This window comes from Pseudomonas sp. LM13 (assembly GCF_041381355.1).
In the GTDB taxonomy this organism is placed as follows: domain Bacteria; phylum Pseudomonadota; class Gammaproteobacteria; order Pseudomonadales; family Pseudomonadaceae; genus Stutzerimonas; species Stutzerimonas frequens.
In genome coordinates, this window is sequence record NZ_JACBXH010000008.1 from 62,510 (window position 1) to 81,455 (window position 18,946).

An 18,946-nucleotide genomic window follows, 5' to 3' on the forward strand; every position below is an offset into this window, starting at 1 on the left:
CCATGCTCGAACCACTGGACCAGAGCCAGATGACTGCGGACGGCCTGTTGCCGATCCGCGAAGTCGCCCGCATCACCGGTGTCAACGCCGTGACCCTGCGCGCCTGGGAGCGGCGTTACGGACTGATCGTGCCGTTGCGCACCGCCAAGGGCCATCGGCTGTACGAAGAGGCGCATATCCAGCGCATCCGCGACATCCTCACCTGGCTCAACCGCGGCGTGGCGGTCAGCCAGATCAAGCCGCTGCTGGGCACCAGCACGCCCCCGGAACTGCCTCAGGCGAACCAGTGGTCGGAGCTACTGGACGAACTGCTGCAGGCCATCGAACGCCTCAGCGAACGGCGGCTGGACGATGCCTTCAATCGCGCCATGGCGCTGTATCCGCCACGCACGCTATGCCAACACCTGCTGCATCCGTTGCTGGATCGGCTCGACCTGCGCTGGCAGGGGCAGTACGGCGCCGCGCTGGAGCGGGCGATGTTCAGTTCCTGGCTGCGCAGCAAGCTGGGCACGCGCATCTACTTCAACAACCGCCAGCAGGCCGGCCGGCCGCTACTGATCGTCAACCTCGACGAAGAAGCCTTCAGCCCCGATCTCTGGATAGCCGCCTGGCTGGTTTCCAGCACCGACTGCCCGGTGGATGTCGTGGAATGGCCGGTTCCGCTGACCGAATTGTCCCTGGCGCTGGAGCGCATGCGGCCACGCGGCGTGCTCCTGCACGCCAGCAAGGCGCTGCCTGGCGACTGCCTGCAGCGCCAACTGCCACGCCTGCTCGAACACAGTGCCGCGCCGCTGTTGCTGACCGGGCCGGCTGCCCACATCCACGCGCTTGAACTGCGCCGCCACCGCGAGCTGCTGCTGGCCGATCACCCGCTCGGCGCACTGCAGCAGTTGCATGAAGCCGGCCTGCTGCCCGGTAGTGAAGGACGTTCATCATGACCCAGCTGCTCTGGCTGCGCAGCGATCTGCGCGTCAGCGACAACACCGCGCTGGCCGCTGCGATGGCAGCCGGCCCGACCGTCGCCCTGTACCTGATCACACCGTGCCAGTGGCTCGCCCACGACGACGCCCCGTGCAAGGTGGATTTCTGGCTGCGCAACCTCGTCGCGCTATCCGAGCAGCTGCACGCACTCAACGTGCCATTGCTGATTCGTGAAGTGGACGACTGGACGGCGGCTCCCGATGCCCTGCTCAGGGTCTGTCAGCAGCTGGACGTGCAGGGCGTGCATTGCAACGACGAGTACGGCGCCAACGAGCAGCGCCGCGACCAGGCAGTGGCTGAGCGCCTACAGGGCGCCGGCGTCAGCCTGCGCCGGCATCTGGATCAGCTGCTGTTCGCGCCAGGCACGCTGCGCACTCAATCCGGCGGCTACTTCAAGGTGTTCAGCCAGTTCCGCAAGGCCTGCCTGGCGCGGCTGAGCGTTTCGCCACCACTCTGTATCCCGCGCCCGGCGGCTCAGCCACCCTTGCCCATCGTCAGCGATCCGCTACCCACGGCAGTGGCCGGCTTCCCGCCGCCGACCGATTATCTGCGCGCACTCTGGCCGGCCGGCGAGGCCTTCGCCCAGCGCCGCCTGGCCTCGTTCGTCGAAGACGACCTGGAGCAATACCACCAGAGCCGCGACTTGCCGGCCGAACCGGGCACCAGCCAGCTTTCGCCCTATCTGGCGGCCGGCGTGATTTCCATCCGCCAGTGTCTGCATGCCGCTCTCTGCTACAACCGGGGCGAACTGGACAGCGGCGCCAGCGGTGCCACGACCTGGATCAACGAGCTGCTCTGGCGCGAGTTCTACAAACACATCCTGGTGGGCTACCCACGGGTGTCAATGCACCGCGCCTTCCGCCCGGAAACCGAGGCGCTGCCCTGGCGGCGCGCCCCGTACGAGCTGGAAGCCTGGCAGCAGGGCCGCACCGGCTTTCCCATCATCGATGCCGCCATGCGCCAGCTGCGTGAAACCGGCTGGATGCACAATCGGCTGCGCATGATCACCGCCATGTTCCTCAGCAAGAACCTGCTGATCGACTGGCGTGAGGGTGAGCGCTGGTTCATGCGCCACCTGATCGACGGCGACCTGGCCGCCAACAATGGCGGCTGGCAGTGGAGCGCGTCCACCGGCACGGATGCAGTGCCCTACTTCCGCCTGTTCAACCCCACCAGCCAGTCGCAGCGCTTCGATCCGGACGGGCAGTTCCTGCGTCGCTGGCTGCCTGAGCTGCAACACCTGAGCAGCCGGGACATTCACAGCCCGGCCACGCATCACAACCTGTTCGGGGTCATCGAATACCCCACGCCAATCGTCGATCTGGGGAAAAGCCGCGCGCGCGCCCTGGATGCCTTCCGCAATCTGCCGGAGGGTCGGACATGAGCGGCTTCCTGCAACGTTTCGCAGAAGAATTCGCCCGCCTGAACGCGGGCAATCTCGAGCGCCTGGCGGACCTGTACAGCGCTGATGTGCATTTCACCGACCCGCTGCACGAGGTGTGCGGCCTGGATGAACTGCAGCGCTACTTCAGCGAGCTGTACGCCAACGTCGAGCAGCTGCATTTCGAGTTCATCGGCCACGATCTGGTCGCAGACGGCCAGGGTTATCTGCGCTGGGTCATGAGTTACCGCCATCCGCGGCTCAATCGGGGCCGGCTGATCAGCCTGGAAGGCTGCTCGCTGTTGCGCTGGAACGCCGAAGGCAAGGTCGAGCGGCACCGCGACTACTTCGATGCCGGTGCGCTCATCTATCAGCATGTGCCGCTGCTCGGCAGCGCCATACGCTGGCTGCAGCGGAGACTCGCATGAACCTGTCACGCCGTATCTGGCTGACCGGTGCCAGCAGTGGCATCGGCCAGGAACTTGCGCGCCAGCTGTTGGCCGCTGGTCATTGCCTGGCCCTGTCGGCGCGGCGCGCGGAACCACTCGAGGCCTTCGCCCGGCGCTATCCGGGGCAGGTCCTGGCGCTCCCCGGCGACCTCACCGATCTCGAGCAGGTACGTGCCATCGGCGCGGCCATCGATTCGCATTGGGGCGCATTGGACAGCGTGATCCTCAATTCCGGCACCTGCGAGTACATCGAGGTACAGCATTTCGAAGCAGCTCTGCTCGAGCGCGTGATTCAGACCAACCTGATCTCGGCCGGGTACTGCATCGAAGCCGCGCTGCCCCTGTTGCGCCGGGGCGTGCGGCCACAACTGGTCGGCATCGGCAGTTCGGTCACCTGGCTACCGTTGCCGCGGGCTGGCGCCTATGGCGCCTCGAAAGCCGCGCTGCGTTATCTGCTCGAATCCCTGCGCCTGGACCTCGCCGGCGAAGGGATCGACGTCACCCTGGTCAGCCCGGGCTTCGTCGACACCCCGCTGACCCGCCGCAACGATTTCCCGATGCCCCTGCGCTGGCCGGTCGAAAAGGCCGCGCGGCATATCGCCAGGCGCCTGGAGCGTCGCCCGCTGAACATCAGCTTCCCCGCTGTATTCATCGGCGGCCTGCGCCTGCTCTCACTGCTGCCCGCGCGCCTGCAACTCGCCCTGGGCCGGCGAATGGCCCGCTCGCAGCTCAAGGAAGGATAAGCATGAAGATCGCCATCATCGGCAGCGGCATTGCCGGCCTCACCTGTGCACACCTGTTGCGCCGCCAGCATCAGGTCACCGTGTTTGAATCGGCCAGCTGGATCGGCGGGCATACCCATACCGTCGACGTCCGCGTGCACGGGCAGGACTATGCCGTGGACACCGGATTCATCGTCTTCAACGACTGGACCTACCCTAATTTCATCAAGCTGCTGAGCCAGCTGGGCGTGAGCTACAAACCGACCGAGATGAGCTTCTCGGTAAGCGACCCGATCAGTGGCCTGGAATACAACGGGCACGACCTGAACACGCTGTTTGCCCAGCGCAGCAACCTGTTTTCACCGGCGTTCTGGGGCATGATCCGCGACATCCTGCGCTTCAACCGCGAAGCTCTGGATGACTATCGCAACGGTCGCATCGCCCCGCACCTGACGCTGGGCGCCTACCTGCAACTGGGCCGTTACAGTCAGCGTTTCATCGACCACTACATCGTGCCGATGGGCGCGGCAATCTGGTCGATGTCGCTGGCGGACATGCTCGCGTTTCCGATGGAGTTCTTCATTCACTTCTTCAAGAACCACGGGCTGCTATCGGTCAGCGCGCGGCCACAGTGGTACGTGATCGAGGGTGGTTCGAGGGCCTATGTAGCGCCACTGACCAAGGGCTTCAGCGAGCATATCCGCCTCAACTGCCCGGTCTTCGAGGTGCTGCGCGATGCCCATGGTGTGACGCTGCACAGTCCCGCGGGTGCCGAGCGCTTCGACAAGGTGGTCTTCGCCTGCCACAGCGATCAGGCGCTGCGCCTGCTGGCCGAGCCGAGCCGCGCCGAACGGGAGATCCTCGGCGCGCTCGAGTACGCCAGTAACGACGTGGTGCTGCACACCGACACCCGCCTGCTGCCCGAACGCCGCCGCGCCTGGGCGAGCTGGAACTATCGACTCGGCGGGCCGAGCGAGCAGCCCGCCGCTGTGACCTACAACATGAACATCCTGCAGGGTATCGAGGCGCCGGAAACCTTCTGCGTCAGCCTCAACCAGACCCAGGCCATCGATCCCGAGCTGATCCTCGCGCGCTTTACCTACGACCACCCGCAGTTCAGCCTGGCTGGCGTCGCAGCGCAGGCCCGCGCAGATGAGCTGCTCGGGGCCAACCACAGCTATTTCTGCGGCGCCTACTGGGGCAATGGGTTCCACGAGGATGGCGTGGTCAGCGCCCTGCATGTGGCCGGCGCCTTCGGAGAATCGCTGTGAGCGGCGTCATCGTACACAGCGCGCTGTACCGCGGCTGGGTGCAGCATCGCCGCTTCGCGCCCCGTGTGCATGCGTTCAGCTACCGCATGGGATTGCTGTACCTGGACCTCGCCGAGCAGGACGCCGTGCTCGGCCTGTCCGCCCTGAGCGGCCGCGGTCGGTTCGCGCCGTTGTCCTTCCGCGAGCAGGACTATCTGCCCGAGTACACCCGCCAGGGCATCGCCCTGGCCGATGCCGTGCGTCAACGTGTCAGCGAGGCGCTGGGTCGACCGGTCAGCGGTGCCGTGCGCCTGCTGACCCAGCCGCGCAGCTGGGGCCTGTGCTTCAACCCGGTGAGCTTCTTCTACTGCTTCGACGAGCAGGAGCAGCTGACTGCCGTGCTCTGCGAAGTCAGCAATACGCCCTGGCGCGAACGTTATCACTACGTGCTGCCGGCCAGCGGCAATCGCAACCTGCGTTGCTCGGTAGCCAAGACCTTTCATGTGTCGCCGTTCCTGCCCGGCGACCTGGAATACCGCATGCGCTTCAACCCGCCCGGCCAGCGCATCGGCGTGCACATGGAGGACTGGCAGGGCGACCGCAAGCTGTTCGACGCCACCCTTGGTCTGCAGCGCGAGGCGCTGACCCGCGGCGCCGTATACCGCTACCTGCTGGGCTTCCCCTGGATGACCGGCAAGACGTTGCTGGCCATCTATTGGCAGGCCCTGCGCCTGTTGCTCAAGCGCACGCCGATCTTCACCCACCAGCCCGCCGCGACTTCTTACGGGCTGGCCGTCACGCAACCCTCCGGAGACCGTCATGAAAAGCCCTAGCCTGACCGTCAAAGCCCGCCCGCTGGCCGGCGTGGGCCTGGCCAGCAGCCTGCTGCGCCGTACCGTGCTGAATCAGCTCGAGCACCTGCGTCACGGGTTGCTGCGGGTGCAAGATGGCGATGTCTGCCGGTTGTTCGGTGATCTGGCGAGCCCGCTCAAGGCGGACATCCATGTCACCGACAGTGCCGCCTGGGGCCTGATCGCCGCGCGCGGCTCGATCGGCGCCGGCGAAGCCTATATCCATGGCTACTGGCACAGCCCGGACCTCACCGCGGTGATCCGCCTGTTCGTCGCCAACCTGGATGTGCTCGACAACATCGAGCGCGGCAGCCTGGCACTGTTCGGCCAACCGGTGATCAAGGCCCTGCACTGGCTCAACCGCAACACCCGCAGCGGCTCGCAGCGCAACATCGCCGCCCACTACGACCTCGGCAACGAGCTGTTCGAGCAGTTTCTCGACCCGACCATGATGTACTCGGCGGCGATGTTCACCAGCCCCGAGCAGGATCTGGAGCAGGCACAGCTGCACAAGCTCGAGCGCATCTGCGAAAAGCTCGACCTGCAGCCCGACGACCACTTGCTGGAGATCGGCACCGGCTGGGGCAGCATGGCGCTGTACGCTGCGACCCACTACGGCTGTCGCGTGACCACTACCACCCTGTCGCGCGAGCAGTTCGCCTACACTCAGCGACGCATCGAAGAGCAGGGCCTGCAGGACCGCATCACCCTGCTGCTGAAGGACTACCGCGATCTCGACGGCCAGTTCGACAAGCTGGTATCCATCGAGATGATCGAGGCCGTGGGCCACGACTTCCTGCCGACCTACTTCCGCCAGTGCGCGCGGCTGCTCAAGGACGATGGCCTGATGCTGTTGCAGGCCATCACCATCCGTGACCAGCGCTATGAGCAGGCACGGCGCAACGTCGACTTCATCCAGCGCTACATCTTCCCCGGCGGCGCCCTGCCCTCGCTGCAGCGCATGCTCAACGTGGTGTCGCAGGACACCGACATGAACCTGCTGCACATGGAGGACTTCGGCGAGCACTACGCGCGCACCCTGCGCCTCTGGCACGAGAACTTCCGCCGCGCCCGCAGCGAGCTGGAGCGCCACGGCTACGACGACTACTTCTACCGGCTGTGGGAGTTCTACCTGTGCTACTGCGAAGGCGGCTTTCTCGAGCGCGCCATCGGTACTGCGCAGCTGCTGCTGGCCAAACCGGGCGCTCGTCGGAAACCGCTGTACGTAGCGTCAAGCACCAGCGCCGAGACCCGATAACACCTGTGCCTACCTACCGGAGTCTTTCATGAGCAGCGAGAGCGTCACGTTGCAAGCCTATTACCTCAAGGCCGACCGCATCATGCTCGGCGTCATCTGGTTTCTGGTGGCGTACGGCCTGGCGATCGCGGTGTTCTATGAAAACTGGGCCCAGGCCCTGGTGATCGGAGGCCTCACCGGGATCGCGCTCACCGCGCTGTACCTGCTCATTCCCGGCACACGCCTGCTGCGCTGCCTGATCGGCGCCGCGTTCATGGTGCTTGCCGCGCTACACATCAACCAGGCCCACGGGATGCTGGAAATGCACTTCGGCATCTTCGCCCTGCTGGCGTTCCTGGTGTACTACCGCGACTGGCTGCCAATCGTCATCGCTGCGGCGACCATCGCGGTTCACCACCTCGGCTTCTTCGCCCTCCAGCAACAAGGTGCCGGTGTGTACCTGATCCCCGAAGGCAGCTGGGCTGTGGTATTCCTGCATGCCTTCTATGTCGTGCTGGAGAGCGCGATCCTGATCTACCTGGCCATTCGCGCCAACGCCGAAGCCCGTGAGGGCGATGCCCTGCTGAGCACCGCCGGAGCCATCAGCGCAAACCCGGAGCACATCGACCTGCGTCACCGCAGCGAAGTCAGCGGGCCGGTAGCGCGCCGTTTCAACCTGCTGCTCGACCAGCTCGGTGCCCTGGTGGGTGCGGTGGTACGCGACACCGGCGGCCTCGGCGGCACCGCCACCAGCCTGAGCCAGGCGACACGCCAGCTTCGCGACGGTGCCAGCCGACAGCTCGACGAAACCGCCTACATCGTCGAAGCCATGCGGCAGATGGCGGTAGCCATCGATGACGTCGCCGCCCATGCCGACCGCGCCGCACAGGCCGCGCAAGGCGCCAGCCAGCAGGCCGGTCAGGGGCGCAGTGCAGTGAGCGGCGTGCGCAGCGAGATCGGCACCCTCGCCGAACACATCGAAGGCACCGAACTCGTGGTGCAGGAGCTGGCCACGCAATCGGCACAGATCGACCGGGTGCTGGAAGTGATCCGTACGATTGCCGAACAGACCAACCTGCTGGCGCTCAACGCTGCCATCGAAGCCGCACGGGCCGGCGACCAGGGTCGCGGCTTCGCCGTGGTCGCCGACGAAGTGCGCAACCTGGCGCAGAAGACCGCTGCCTCCACCATCGAGATCCAGGAAATCATCAGCCGCCTGCAGCACGGCAGTCGCAAGGCCACCGAGGCCATGCAGAACAGCCGCGCAAGCGTCGCCCGCTGTGTCAGCAGCAGCCAGCAGACCACCGCGCTACTGGATGCTATCGCCAGCGAGGTCGAAGCGATCAGTCGGATGAACGAGATGATCGCCGCGGCCACCCACGAACAGACTGCAGTATCGGCCGATGTCGGTCGGCACCTGCATAGCGTGCAGCAGGTCGCCGAGCGCAATGCCGACGGTGCCAGTCAGCTAGACAACGACGGCCGCCAACTGCATGAACTGGCCGCCCGTCTCGGAAGCCTGGGCGCCCGCTTCATCGTGCAGTGAGGCCGCGCTCAGCTGTGCCAGCCGCGCCCAGCCGAGCTGCCGATGGCTTCGGCGTCGAACTGTTCGAAGGCGGCAAATACCGCGGCCACCAGCAGGCGCGCATGGGACGGTATGCGTAGCCCGTAGTCGTTCAGCTCGATCACGCCATCGGCATGCAGTCGCCGCAGCGCGGGCCAGTGCCGCGCGTAGCGCTGGCGGACATCGACGCCGTGCTGTGCGGCGAGCGCCGCGAAATCCAGTTCGAAGGTGCAGACCAGACGCTCGAACAGCGCGCGGTGCAGACGGTCCAGATGAAGCGGGTGCAGCCCACTGGTGCTGGGCAGCTGGCCCTGCTCGATGGCTCGTTGATAGGCGGGCAGCGTATCGGCGTTCTGGCAGTACAGCTCGCCAATGCGGCTGATGGCACCGATGCCAATGCCGAGATGATCGCAGTCGCCATGCAGCGTGTAGCCGGCGACGTCGTGGCGCAACACGCCGATTTCCTGGCCCATGGCCAGGTCATCGTGCGGCAGAACGAACTTGCCCAGGCCGATGTAGCGATAGCCGGCCGCGCTGAGCTGCTCGACACCATGCCGGTACATCGCCAGGGTATCGGCAATCGAGGCCAACCCCAGACGGCTGCCGCCCACCGGCGCGACATCACGGTAATCGAACATCGTCACCTGATCGGGCGCGAGTTCGATGATCGAGGCCAGCTTGCGGGCGAAGCTCGCCAGTGTCTGCCAGGACCGGCCGTAGCCAAGATCCAGGTTCACCGAGCGATAGTGCAGCGCGTGTGCCGCCTCGATCACCGCACGAATACGCGCGGAGCTGCGGAAGTAGGCCACCGTGCCACCGTCGTCGGCGCGCAGGTCCGGAACGCTGACGCTGAGTTGGTTGAAGCCCAGCTCATGCAGGGCACCGATCAATGGCCAGTCGGCGTGCGCCAACTCGATCTCGGCGGTGAAACTGGCCGCGCCACTCTCGGCCAGCTGGAAGCGGGACTTGAGCACGCCGACCAGCCGGCGCAGCGCCGCGATACCCAGCGTGCCAACAGACAGGTGCAACTGCTCGACCTGCTGGGACGGCCCGACATGGCAGGCAAGCTGTTCGATCTCATGCTGCAGGCTCAGCTGATACGCAGCCGCATCGTCGGCCGGCAGGGCTGCCCCGACGGGCTGCCGGACCGACAGCGACAACGGCCGACCGGCGCGCCGACTTTCTCGCAGCGCGCGTAGCAGGTCCAGCGGCGCGATGCGGTCGGTGAAATCGAATACGGCCGGATAGCCGCATTGCAGCTGACCGATCTGACCGTAACGTTGCACCAGGCCGTCGTCCCAGTTCACTGAGCCAAGCATAAGAGCCTCCCGGCATCGAATAGCGCTTTTGCAGCCGTTGAAGTTTCATCGCCAGCCGCATTGCCACAGCTGGTGCCTACGCCGGTGGTGGCGTTTCAGGCCAGCGCAACAACGCTCACGGCCGCCTTGGACGCATCATCCGTGAGCCGCCACGGGCGGCGTTGACCCCCGTCAAGTAGGTGACAAATGGCGCCAACCGTCTGCCGGACGGTCAGAAAGCCGGCGACACCCCACCCATTCGGCGCTGGCCGGCGGGCTTTGGGAAACGCGCGGCAGGTGGTATTGGTAGCCCCTTCTCTGCTGACAGGAGCCGAACATGCAAGCAACCGAGCTGCCAGCGGCGCTGGCTGCGGCGACCCGTGTCGTCGTCTTCACCGGGGCCGGCGTCTCTGCCGAAAGTGGCATCCCGACCTTTCGCGACGCGCTCAGTGGGCTGTGGGAGCGCTTCGACCCCGCCGCGCTGGCCACACCCGATGCCTTCCGTCGCGACCCCGCGCTGGTCTGGGGCTGGTACGAATGGCGGCGCATGCAGGTGGCCAAGGCACAACCAAACCGGGCGCATCAGGCTATTGCCGAGCTGGCCCGCCATGTGCCGCAGCTCACGCTGATCACACAGAACGTCGACGACCTGCACGAGCGCGCCGGCAGCCGCGAGGTGATCCACCTGCACGGCAGCCTGCACCGGCCGCGCTGCTTCGACTGCGCCCGCGAGCCGGCCGAGCCGCTGCCCGTGCCGGACGAGCCGGAAGGCGGGCGTCGTCTCGAGCCGCCACGCTGCACTCATTGCGGCGGATCGCTACGGCCGGGCGTGGTCTGGTTCGGTGAGAGCCTGCCGGATGATGCTTTGCGCGCCGCCTTCGCCGCCGCACAAGACTGCGACCTGTTGCTCTCGGTCGGCACCTCCGGAATGGTCTACCCCGCCGCCGAGGTGCCACATCGGGCGCGCGACGCCGGCGCCACGGTGGTGCATATCAACCCGCTGGGTGACGCGCCGCAGGGCCGCCGCGAACACCTGCTCGCACTGCCCGCCGGGCAGGCATTACCGCAGCTGCTCCGCGAGGCCTTCGGTAGCTAAGGCAGCATGCAGATCGCCCCAAAGCAGTGAGCGTATAGCGCCTGTCGCACCGAAGTGGTTCAGCCGCCTCGTGCGGCAGGCTGCGAAACACCCCCCCAGACAAACCCGCGCGGGCCCGCCAACTGTGGCCTGCAGCGGTGCACCAACGCAGCTGGCACGCAACCTGCTAAATCCCTTGCAACAGCTGCCATCACGGCAGCACGTCCCAGGCGGTCACCGACGACCGCCCGCCAGCAGGCACGGGACCGGGTGACGCAGGCAACGACGCCAGGCCAATCGCCCCCACACATATTTGAAACCAGGCAAAGGCGCCTGGAGCTGATACCAGCTCCAGGCGCCTTTTTGCGTTTTGCCGGCCGCGTGCCGCAGCCGCTCGAGAGGAAAGGCTATGAGTTCAACCGTCACCCCGCTCAAGCACGAGACATTGGTCATCGTCGGTAACGGCATGGTCGGGCACCACTGCATCGAACAGCTGATCGAACAGGACGCCCTCGCCCGCTACGACGTGCACGTCTTCGGCGAGGAACAGCAGCGCGCTTACGACCGCGTGCACCTGTCCGAGTACTTCGGCGGCCGCGATGCCGAATCGTTGGCGATGTGCGAAGCCGACTACTACAGCCACCACGGCGTAAAGGTCCACCTGGGCGAGCAAGTGCTGGAGATTGACCGCGAGCGCAAGGAAGTGGTGACCGGCAGCGGTCGCCAACCCTACGACAAGCTGATCCTGGCCACCGGCTCCTACCCCTTCGTACCTCCGATTCCAGGTGCCGAGGGCAACTCGCGACTGGTCTACCGCACCCTCGAGGATCTTGATGGCATTCGCGCTGCCGCCAGGGGCGCACGCCGCGGGGTGGTGGTCGGCGGCGGCTTGCTCGGCCTGGAGGCGGCCAACGCGCTGAAGTCGCTCGGCCTGGAAGCCCATGTTGTCGAGTTCGCCCCACGCCTGATGCCGGTGCAGCTGGACGATGCCGGTGGCGCGGCGCTGAAGGCGCGCATCGAGGCCCTCGGCGTTGGCGTGCACCTGTCGCGCGCCACCCAGGAAATCGTCGCCGGCGAGCAACACGCCTACCGCATGGTTTTCCAGGATGGTGAGTTTCTTGAAACCGACCTGATCGTGTTCTCCGCCGGCATCCGCCCGCAGGACGCCCTTGCCCGTACCTGCGACCTGGAGATCGCCCCGCGCGGCGGCATCGTCATTGACAGCGAATGCCGCACCTCGGACCCGGCGATCTTCGCCATCGGCGAATGCGCCAGCTGGAACGGCAGCGTGTTCGGCCTGGTCGCGCCGGGCTACAGCATGGCGCGCAGTGTCGCCGCGCAGCTGGCCGAGAAACCGCATGAGCCCTTTTACGGCGCCGACATGTCGACCAAGCTCAAGCTGCTCGGCGTGGATGTCGGCTCCATCGGTGACGCCCATGGCGCGACTACGGGCAGCCGGAGCTACCGTTTCATCGACGAGGCGACCGCCAGCTATCGCCGTTTGGTGGTGTCCGCCGATGGCAAGACCGTGCTCGGCGCGGTGCTGGTCGGTGACAACAGCTACTACGACACCCTGCTGCAGTACGCGCAGAACGGCATCAAGCTGCCGGCCGATCCGTCCGCGCTGATCCTGCCGCAGACCGAGGGCGCTCCGACCCTTGGCCCGGATGCCCTGCCGGCCAGCGCGACCATCTGCTCCTGCCACAACGTCAGCAAGGGCGCGGTGTGCTGCCAGGTCGACGCTGGCGTCACCGACCTCGGCGAGCTCAAGGCCGCGACCAAGGCGGCCACCGGCTGCGGCGGCTGCAATGCCCTGCTCAAGCTGGTGTTCGACGCCGAACTGGCAGCGCGCGGCGTGGCGGTGGACAAGAGCCTGTGCGAACACTTCGCCTACACCCGCCAAGAGCTCTACGGCATCGTCCGCGTCGAGGGCATCCAGAGCTTCGCCGAACTGCTGGCCAAGCATGGTCGCGGGCATGTCGGTTGCGACATCTGCAAGCCGACGGTGGGTTCGATCCTCGCCTCGTGCTGGAACCAGCCGATCACCGATCCGGCGCTGATTCCGCTGCAGGACACCAACGACACCTTCATGGCCAACATGCAGAAGAACGGCACCTACTCGGTGGTGCCGCGCATTCCAGGCGGCGAGATCACCCCCGAGGGGCTGATTGCCATCGGCCAGGTCGCGAAGAAATACGACCTCTACACCAAGATCACCGGGGGCCAGCGCATCGACCTGTTCGGCGCCCAGCTGCACGAGCTGCCGGACATCTGGGGCGAGCTGATCGCCGCCGGTTTCGAGACCGGTCACGCCTACGGCAAGAGCCTGCGCACGGTGAAATCCTGCGTGGGCAGCACCTGGTGCCGCTACGGCGTGCAGGACAGCGTCGGCATGGCGCTGCGCCTGGAGGACCGCTACAAGGGCCTGCGTGCGCCGCACAAGATCAAGTTCGCCGTATCCGGTTGTACCCGCGAATGCGCCGAGGCGCAGAGCAAGGACATCGGCGTGATCGCCACCGACAAGGGCTGGAATCTCTACATCTGCGGCAACGGCGGCATGCGCCCGCGGCACGCCGATCTGTTCGCCACCGACCTCGACGACGAAGCGCTGATCCGCACCATCGACCGCGTGCTGATGTTCTACGTGCGTACCGCGGACAAGCTGCAGCGCACCTCGGTCTGGCGCGAAAGCCTGGAAGGCGGCCTGGACTACCTCAAGGCCGTCATCCTCGACGACAGCCTGGGGTTGGCCGCCGAGCTGGAAAGCCAGATGCAGCACGTGGTCGACAGCTACCAGTGCGAATGGGCCAACGCCATCAGCGACCCGGAAAAGCTCAAGCGCTTCCGCACCTTCGTCAACGACGGCCGCGGCGACCCCGACATCCATTTCGTCAAGGAGCGCGGCCAGCGTCGGCCGGTACGCGCCAGCGAACTTCACCTGATCCCACTTACCCAGGAGGTGCTCTGATGAGCCAGTCCAACGTCGTTCGTCTCGACTCCCGTTCCGCAGCCCCGGCGGCCTGGCAGGCACTGTGCAGCCGTGCCGATCTGGTCGCCAATTCCGGTGTAGTAGCCTGGCACGAAGGCGCCCAGGTGGCGCTGTTTCACCTGCCCGAAAATGCTGAAGGCGAGCAGCTGTTCGCCATCGACAACCGGGACCCCAAGTCTGGCGCCAACGTCATCGGCCGCGGCATCGTCGGCAACCTCAAGGGTGAGCTGGTGATCGCCTCGCCGCTGTACAAGCAGCACTTCCGCCTGGCCGATGGCAGCTGCCTGGAATACCCCGAACAAAGCCTGCGGGTCTGGCCGGTACGCCTGGAGGGAGACGTGGTGCAAATAGCCGTCGGCTGATTGCCATCGTTCACTCGCGCGGCTCCCCGCTCCCAAACCGGGCCGATCCGTGGGAGCGGTCTTGGCCGCGAACCTGACCTCGATTCCCCAGCAATTCACATCGCTCAGCCAGCGCCTCGCGACCGCCGCCGGGGCCTGGCCCCTTACTGCCATTCAGAGAGACCGACATGTCCTACATCATCCCCTCCGAGTTCGTCACCAAGATGGTGGACGCCGGCGAATCGAAGATCTTCATGTCCACCCGCGACACACTGATCCGAGCCTTCATGGCTGGCGCCATCCTCTCCCTCGCCGCGGTGTTCGCCGTGGCCGTGACTGTGCAGACCGGCTCGCCGCTGGTCGGCGCGATGCTGTTTCCGGTCGGCTTCATCATGCTTTACCTGATGGGCTTCGACCTGCTCACCGGTGTATTCATGCTCACCCCGCTGGCCCTGCTCGACCGTCGTCCTGGTGTGACCGTGAATGGCATCCTGCGCAACTGGAGCTGGGTGTTTCTCGGCAACTTCGCCGGTGCGCTGGTGGTCGCCTTCATGATGGCCTTCGTCTTCACCATGGGTTTCTCCACCGAGCCGGGGCCGATCGGCGAGAAGATCTCGCACATCGGCGAGGACCGCACACTGGGCTACGCAGAGTTCGGCGCGGCGGGCTGGGCGACCATCTTCCTGCGCGGCATGCTGTGCAACTGGATGGTCTCGATGGGTGTCGTCGGCGCGATGATCTCCACCTCGGTCAGCGGCAAGGTGATCGCCATGTGGATGCCGATCATGCTGTTCTTCTTCATGGGCTTCGAGCATTCGGTGGTGAACATGTTTCTCTTCCCCTCGGCGATGATCATGGGCGGCGACTTCTCGGTGATGGATTACATGCTGTGGAACGAGATCCCCACCGCTTTGGGCAACCTGGTCGGCGGCCTGGCCTTCACCGGCCTGACGCTCTACACCACCCATGTGCGCACCGCACCCAAGCGCACCGTCTACTGACCCTGGAGTGAACGAAGGCCCCGGCTCGCATGCGCGCCGGGGCTTTTGCGCAGATAAACATGCCCAGCCAACTCGCCATTTCCCTCGGCCAGCATTCGGACCGCGGACGCAAACCGGCCAACCAGGACTTTCACGGCGCCTGCGTGCCGGCTGACGCCCTGCTCACCAGCAAGGGCATCGCCATCGCGCTGGCCGATGGCATCAGCAGCAGCGAGGTCAGCCATATCGCCAGCGAAACCGCAGTGGCGAGCTTTCTTTCCGACTACTTCTGCACCTCCGACGCCTGGTCGGTGAAGCAGTCGGCGCAGCGGGTGCTGGTGGCGATCAACTCCTGGCTGCATGCGCAGACCCGCCACAGCCCGCACCGCTATGACCGCGACCGCGGCTATGTCTGCACCTTCAGCGCGCTGGTGCTCAAGTCGGCCAGCGCGCACCTGTTCCACGTCGGCGATGCGCGCATCTATCGACTGCGCGACGGCGGCCTGGAACAGCTGACCGAAGATCACCGTGTGCGCGTTTCGGCGGATACCAGCTACCTCGGCCGCGCGCTGGGCATCGACCGGCACCTGGAGATCGACTACCGCACCCTACCGCTGGCGGTCGGCGATCTGTTCCTGCTCGCCACCGATGGCGTCTACGAGCACATCGGCGCACGGGAGGTGGCGCAGCTCGTTGCCGAGCATGGGGACGAGCTCGACCTGGCGGCGCGCCGGATCGTCGAGCGGGCATTGGCCAATGGCAGCGACGACAACCTCACCGCACAGCTGGTGCGCATCGACAGCCTGCCGGAGCAGGCCGTCGACGACGTGCAGCGGCAACTCGGCGAACTGGCGCTGCCGCCACTGCTGGAGCCGCGCATGCAGTTCGACGGCTACCGCATCGTCCGTGATCTACACATCAGCAGCCGCAGCCATGTGCATCTGGCCGTCGACGAAGCCAGCGGCGCGACCGTGGTGCTGAAGACACCGTCGATGGATCTGCGAGGCGACGCGGCCTATCTGGAGCGCTTCCTGCTGGAGGAGTGGATCGCCCGCCGCCTGGACAATCCTCATGTGGTCAAGGCCTGTCCGCCACCGCGGCAGCGCCGCTACCTGTACACGGTGAGCGAATTCATCGATGGCCAGACGCTGGCGCAGTGGATGCTCGACCATCCACTGCCGGACCTGGAAACGGTGCGCGGCATCGTCGAGCAGATCGCCCGCGGCCTGCGCGCCTTTCACCGCCTGGAAATGCTGCATCAGGACCTGCGCCCGCAGAACCTGCTGATCGACGCCACCGGCACGCTGAAGATCATCGACTTCGGCTCGACACGGGTTGCCGGGCTGACCGAGCGCAATGCGCCGGGTACGCAGGACAACCTGCTCGGCACCGCCGCCTATACCGCCCCGGAGTACTTCCTTGGCGAGGCGGGCTCGCCGCGTTCGGATCAGTTCTCCCTCGCGGTGATCGCCTACCAGCTGCTCAGCGGTCGCTTGCCCTACGGCGCCGACGTCGCCAGGGCACGTACCACTGCAGCGCAGAAACGCCTGTGCTATCAGCCGCTGCGCCATGCGCAGCGCGATATCCCCGCGTGGATCGATGAAGTGCTGGGCAAGGCGCTGCATCCCGACCCGGCGCGGCGCTATGCCGAACTGTCGGAGTTCGTCTTCGAGCTGCGCCAGCCCAACCCGGCGTTTCTCAACCGGGCCCGCCTGCCACTGCTGGAACGCAATCCGCTGCTGTTCTGGAAGGGCCTGTCGCTGCTGCTGGCCGGTACAGTCGTTGCACTGCTGCTGCGCTAGCCGCGCGGGCGCAACAGTGCCGTCGCGCCCTGCGCCTTGCGCGTGTACCAGAGCACCCGGCTGACGCCGCGGGTGATGGCCACATAGGCCAGGCGCAGACTCTCGTCGGCCATCGCCTGGTCATAGCTGTTGCGAAAGAACCCGCAGTACGCATACAGCGCATTGCGCAGCGGGTGCGGCTGCACCGGGGCGCAGTCGTCGATGATGATCGCCACCTCGGCCTGCAATCCCTTGGCGCGGTGGATGGTGTAAGCCTTGACCGGCAGCTTGCGGTCCAGCTGCGCCTGAATGGTCCGCAGCGGCTCGTTGCGCCGGCTGAGCAGCAGCACGGCAGTGCGTTCGCGGCTTTGCCGTTCGGCCACATGGGCGCACTGCGCGTTGATCGCCTCGATCAGCTTCGGCAGGCCCTTGTTCAGCTCGAAACCGGTGACCAGCTTTACCCCGTGGTCGCCGGGCTGCGTCGGTTTGCATGGCCGGCTGGTCTTGGCCTGTTTGAACTGAACGCCGGCCAGCACCGCCTCGCCATCGCGAATTACCGGCTCGATGGAGCGGTAGTTGGTCTCCAGCAGCAGCGTCTCGCTGCCCTTGGCGCCGCGCCGCGGGAAGTACTTGTCGAAGTCCATGAACAACTCCGGCGAACTGCCGCGCCAGCCATAGATCGACTGCCAGTCGTCACCGATGGCCATCAGACTCGGGCCGACCTTCTGTCGCGCCAGCTGGCGATGCAGCGCTTGTAGCCACTGGACGATCTGCGGGGAAATGTCCTGAAATTCGTCGATCAGCAGGTGCTCGAACGGGGCAAGGCTGGCCTGTGGCATGTCCGAGCCTGAGCCCAGGCGCTCGGTGAGCTGCTGAAAGGCCTCGTTGAAGGTCATCAGCCCCTGCTCTCGCAACGCCGCTCTGAAGTAGCCATGAAAGCTCACCAGCGCCTCGATGAAATCCTTTTCACGCGACGCGCACTGCAATCTGGCCGCTTGCAACTGGTCGATGCGAATGCCGATGCTCTCGATAAACCCAGCCTGGGCGTAGAAGGCCTCGTACAGCGGCAGTGGCGTGAACTCGCCGGCCAGGGTGAAGGCATCCCCTGGCGCTTTCGGGGCAGCGCGCTTGCCCTGCTCGCTCTCGGTTGGCGGCGCAGGCAAGTCGAGCAGCCGATGCACCCGTTCGCGGAATGTCGCCTGCTCGGCGTAGCACTGCTGATAGGCCTGCTTGAGCAGGCGAACTTGCGCCGGACGCAGGCGTGCGGTGGCCAGCGGGTTGTCCAGCTCGTCCGCCGCGGCGGCCTTGTCGTCCAGCTGCTCGAACCACACCGGCCGGGCCAGCACCTCACGCGCCAGCTGCGCCATGGCCGAATGGAAGGTGCGCACGCACTGGCGAGCCTGCTGCGCATCGAACGGCACCTGCCAGCAGCCGAGCACCCGCACCAACTGTTCGCGCAGCTGCGCGCAAGAGGCATTGGTGAACGAGATGACCGTCAAGCGTCCGGGCTCGACGCCCATGTGGCAGAGCATGAACACCACCCGCAGCAGCAAGGTGGTGGATTTGCCGGAGCCGGCGCCGGCGAAGATTCGCGTCACCGGGCTGCGGCTGAGGATCATCGCCCATTGCTCTTGCGACGGTGCGCTGATGATTCCGGCAGCCACCGCCTGCTCGACGCGGTCACGCATCGCCTGGACCTGCGCATCCTCAACCTTCAGTTGCGCAGCCGCATAGATGCCCTGAGCGGCGGCCTTGCGCGGCTTGGCGGCAGCACGTGCCGGCCCTTCCGACTTGCTCTTTGATTTGGTGGCAGGTTTGCCCCTGCGTTTGCTGGCCGTGGCCTTGTTCGCCTTGCCGGGCGCACCGCCCCAGCGACGAAACAACAGCTCGCCCTCATCACGCAGATGGGCCGAGGTACGTGGAAAACAGCGCTGCAGCACCCCGGCGACCAGAGCCCTGTAACGCTTGACGGCAGAAAACATCGGAAATCACCGTGGGCATTGCATATCGTTGATATGGTACGGGTTTTTCCCTGTACGCTGGCCGC

At 66.0% G+C, this 18,946-nt stretch carries 15 protein-coding genes; 13 read left to right on the forward strand and 2 right to left on the reverse strand.

The genetic code is table 11. The features are described 5' to 3' along the window. Positions 1-2 precede the first annotated feature (2 nt). From HZR81_RS08360 to HZR81_RS08395, 8 genes are read left to right on the forward strand one after another with little or no spacing between them, the layout of a single operon-like run. A complete protein-coding gene (locus HZR81_RS08360) occupies positions 3-938 on the forward strand; it encodes a MerR family transcriptional regulator (protein ID WP_500127814.1) in 936 nt (311 codons plus the stop codon). Next, complete coding sequence (gene phrB, locus HZR81_RS08365; protein WP_500127815.1) at positions 935-2,365, forward strand: deoxyribodipyrimidine photo-lyase; 1,431 nt, start codon at positions 935-937, stop codon at positions 2,363-2,365. The genes HZR81_RS08360 and phrB overlap by 4 nt, the downstream gene beginning before the upstream one ends. Then, entirely contained in the window at positions 2,362-2,790 is a 429-nt protein-coding gene (locus tag HZR81_RS08370) for a nuclear transport factor 2 family protein (protein WP_200599693.1), read from the forward strand. Before phrB ends, HZR81_RS08370 begins: the two co-directional genes overlap by 4 nt. Continuing rightward, positions 2,787-3,554 carry an SDR family NAD(P)-dependent oxidoreductase gene (locus HZR81_RS08375; RefSeq protein WP_500127816.1) on the forward strand — a complete coding sequence of 256 codons (768 nt, stop codon included), beginning with the start codon at positions 2,787-2,789 and terminating at the stop codon, positions 3,552-3,554. The genes HZR81_RS08370 and HZR81_RS08375 overlap by 4 nt, the downstream gene beginning before the upstream one ends. 2 nt (positions 3,555-3,556) lie before the next feature. Next, positions 3,557-4,804 (forward strand): NAD(P)/FAD-dependent oxidoreductase, encoded by a 1,248-nt coding sequence (locus tag HZR81_RS08380; protein ID WP_500127817.1) that lies wholly within the window; start codon positions 3,557-3,559, stop codon positions 4,802-4,804. Further along, complete coding sequence (locus HZR81_RS08385) at positions 4,801-5,616, forward strand: DUF1365 domain-containing protein (RefSeq protein WP_102841216.1); 816 nt, start codon at positions 4,801-4,803, stop codon at positions 5,614-5,616. Before HZR81_RS08380 ends, HZR81_RS08385 begins: the two co-directional genes overlap by 4 nt. Beyond that, positions 5,603-6,892, forward strand: coding sequence for a class I SAM-dependent methyltransferase (locus HZR81_RS08390; protein WP_500127818.1), 1,290 nt, complete (start codon positions 5,603-5,605; stop codon positions 6,890-6,892). The genes HZR81_RS08385 and HZR81_RS08390 overlap by 14 nt, the downstream gene beginning before the upstream one ends. Before the next feature lie 28 nt (positions 6,893-6,920). Next, positions 6,921-8,417 carry a methyl-accepting chemotaxis protein gene (locus HZR81_RS08395; protein WP_500127819.1) on the forward strand — a complete coding sequence of 499 codons (1,497 nt, stop codon included), beginning with the start codon at positions 6,921-6,923 and terminating at the stop codon, positions 8,415-8,417. Positions 8,418-8,425: 8 nt separating this feature from the next. Here HZR81_RS08395 and HZR81_RS08400 read toward each other — a convergent pair whose 3' ends face one another. Then, positions 8,426-9,754 carry an oxygen-independent coproporphyrinogen III oxidase gene (locus HZR81_RS08400; RefSeq protein WP_161611968.1) on the reverse strand — a complete coding sequence of 443 codons (1,329 nt, stop codon included), beginning with the start codon at positions 9,752-9,754 and terminating at the stop codon, positions 8,426-8,428. 316 nt (positions 9,755-10,070) lie between these two features. Between HZR81_RS08400 and HZR81_RS08405 the strand changes: the two genes are divergently transcribed. The 5 genes from HZR81_RS08405 to HZR81_RS08425 all read left to right on the forward strand — a co-directional run bounded on the left by HZR81_RS08405 (position 10,071) and on the right by HZR81_RS08425 (position 16,920). Beyond that, on the forward strand, positions 10,071-10,829 hold the full coding sequence (locus tag HZR81_RS08405; RefSeq protein WP_500127820.1) for an SIR2 family NAD-dependent protein deacylase: 759 nt from the start codon (positions 10,071-10,073) through the stop codon (positions 10,827-10,829). A 388-nt stretch (positions 10,830-11,217) separates the two neighbouring features. Beyond that, the gene (gene nirB / locus HZR81_RS08410) at positions 11,218-13,776 is read left to right on the forward strand and encodes a nitrite reductase large subunit NirB (protein WP_500127821.1); all 2,559 of its coding nucleotides are present in this window, start codon (positions 11,218-11,220) and stop codon (positions 13,774-13,776) included. After that, complete coding sequence (gene nirD, locus HZR81_RS08415) at positions 13,776-14,159, forward strand: nitrite reductase small subunit NirD (protein WP_500127822.1); 384 nt, start codon at positions 13,776-13,778, stop codon at positions 14,157-14,159. The genes nirB and nirD overlap by 1 nt, the downstream gene beginning before the upstream one ends. 167 nt (positions 14,160-14,326) lie before the next feature. Continuing rightward, on the forward strand, positions 14,327-15,139 hold the full coding sequence (locus tag HZR81_RS08420; protein WP_270053716.1) for a formate/nitrite transporter family protein: 813 nt from the start codon (positions 14,327-14,329) through the stop codon (positions 15,137-15,139). A gap of 59 nt (positions 15,140-15,198) precedes the next feature. Beyond that, on the forward strand, positions 15,199-16,920 hold the full coding sequence (locus tag HZR81_RS08425) for a bifunctional protein-serine/threonine kinase/phosphatase (protein ID WP_500127823.1): 1,722 nt from the start codon (positions 15,199-15,201) through the stop codon (positions 16,918-16,920). On the opposite strand, the gene HZR81_RS08430 is transcribed toward HZR81_RS08425, so the two are convergent. Continuing rightward, positions 16,917-18,881, reverse strand: coding sequence for a UvrD-helicase domain-containing protein (locus tag HZR81_RS08430; RefSeq protein WP_500127824.1), 1,965 nt, complete (start codon positions 18,879-18,881; stop codon positions 16,917-16,919). The two genes, HZR81_RS08425 and HZR81_RS08430, sit on opposite strands and share 4 nt — an antisense overlap. Between the last annotated feature and the right edge of the window lie 65 nt (positions 18,882-18,946).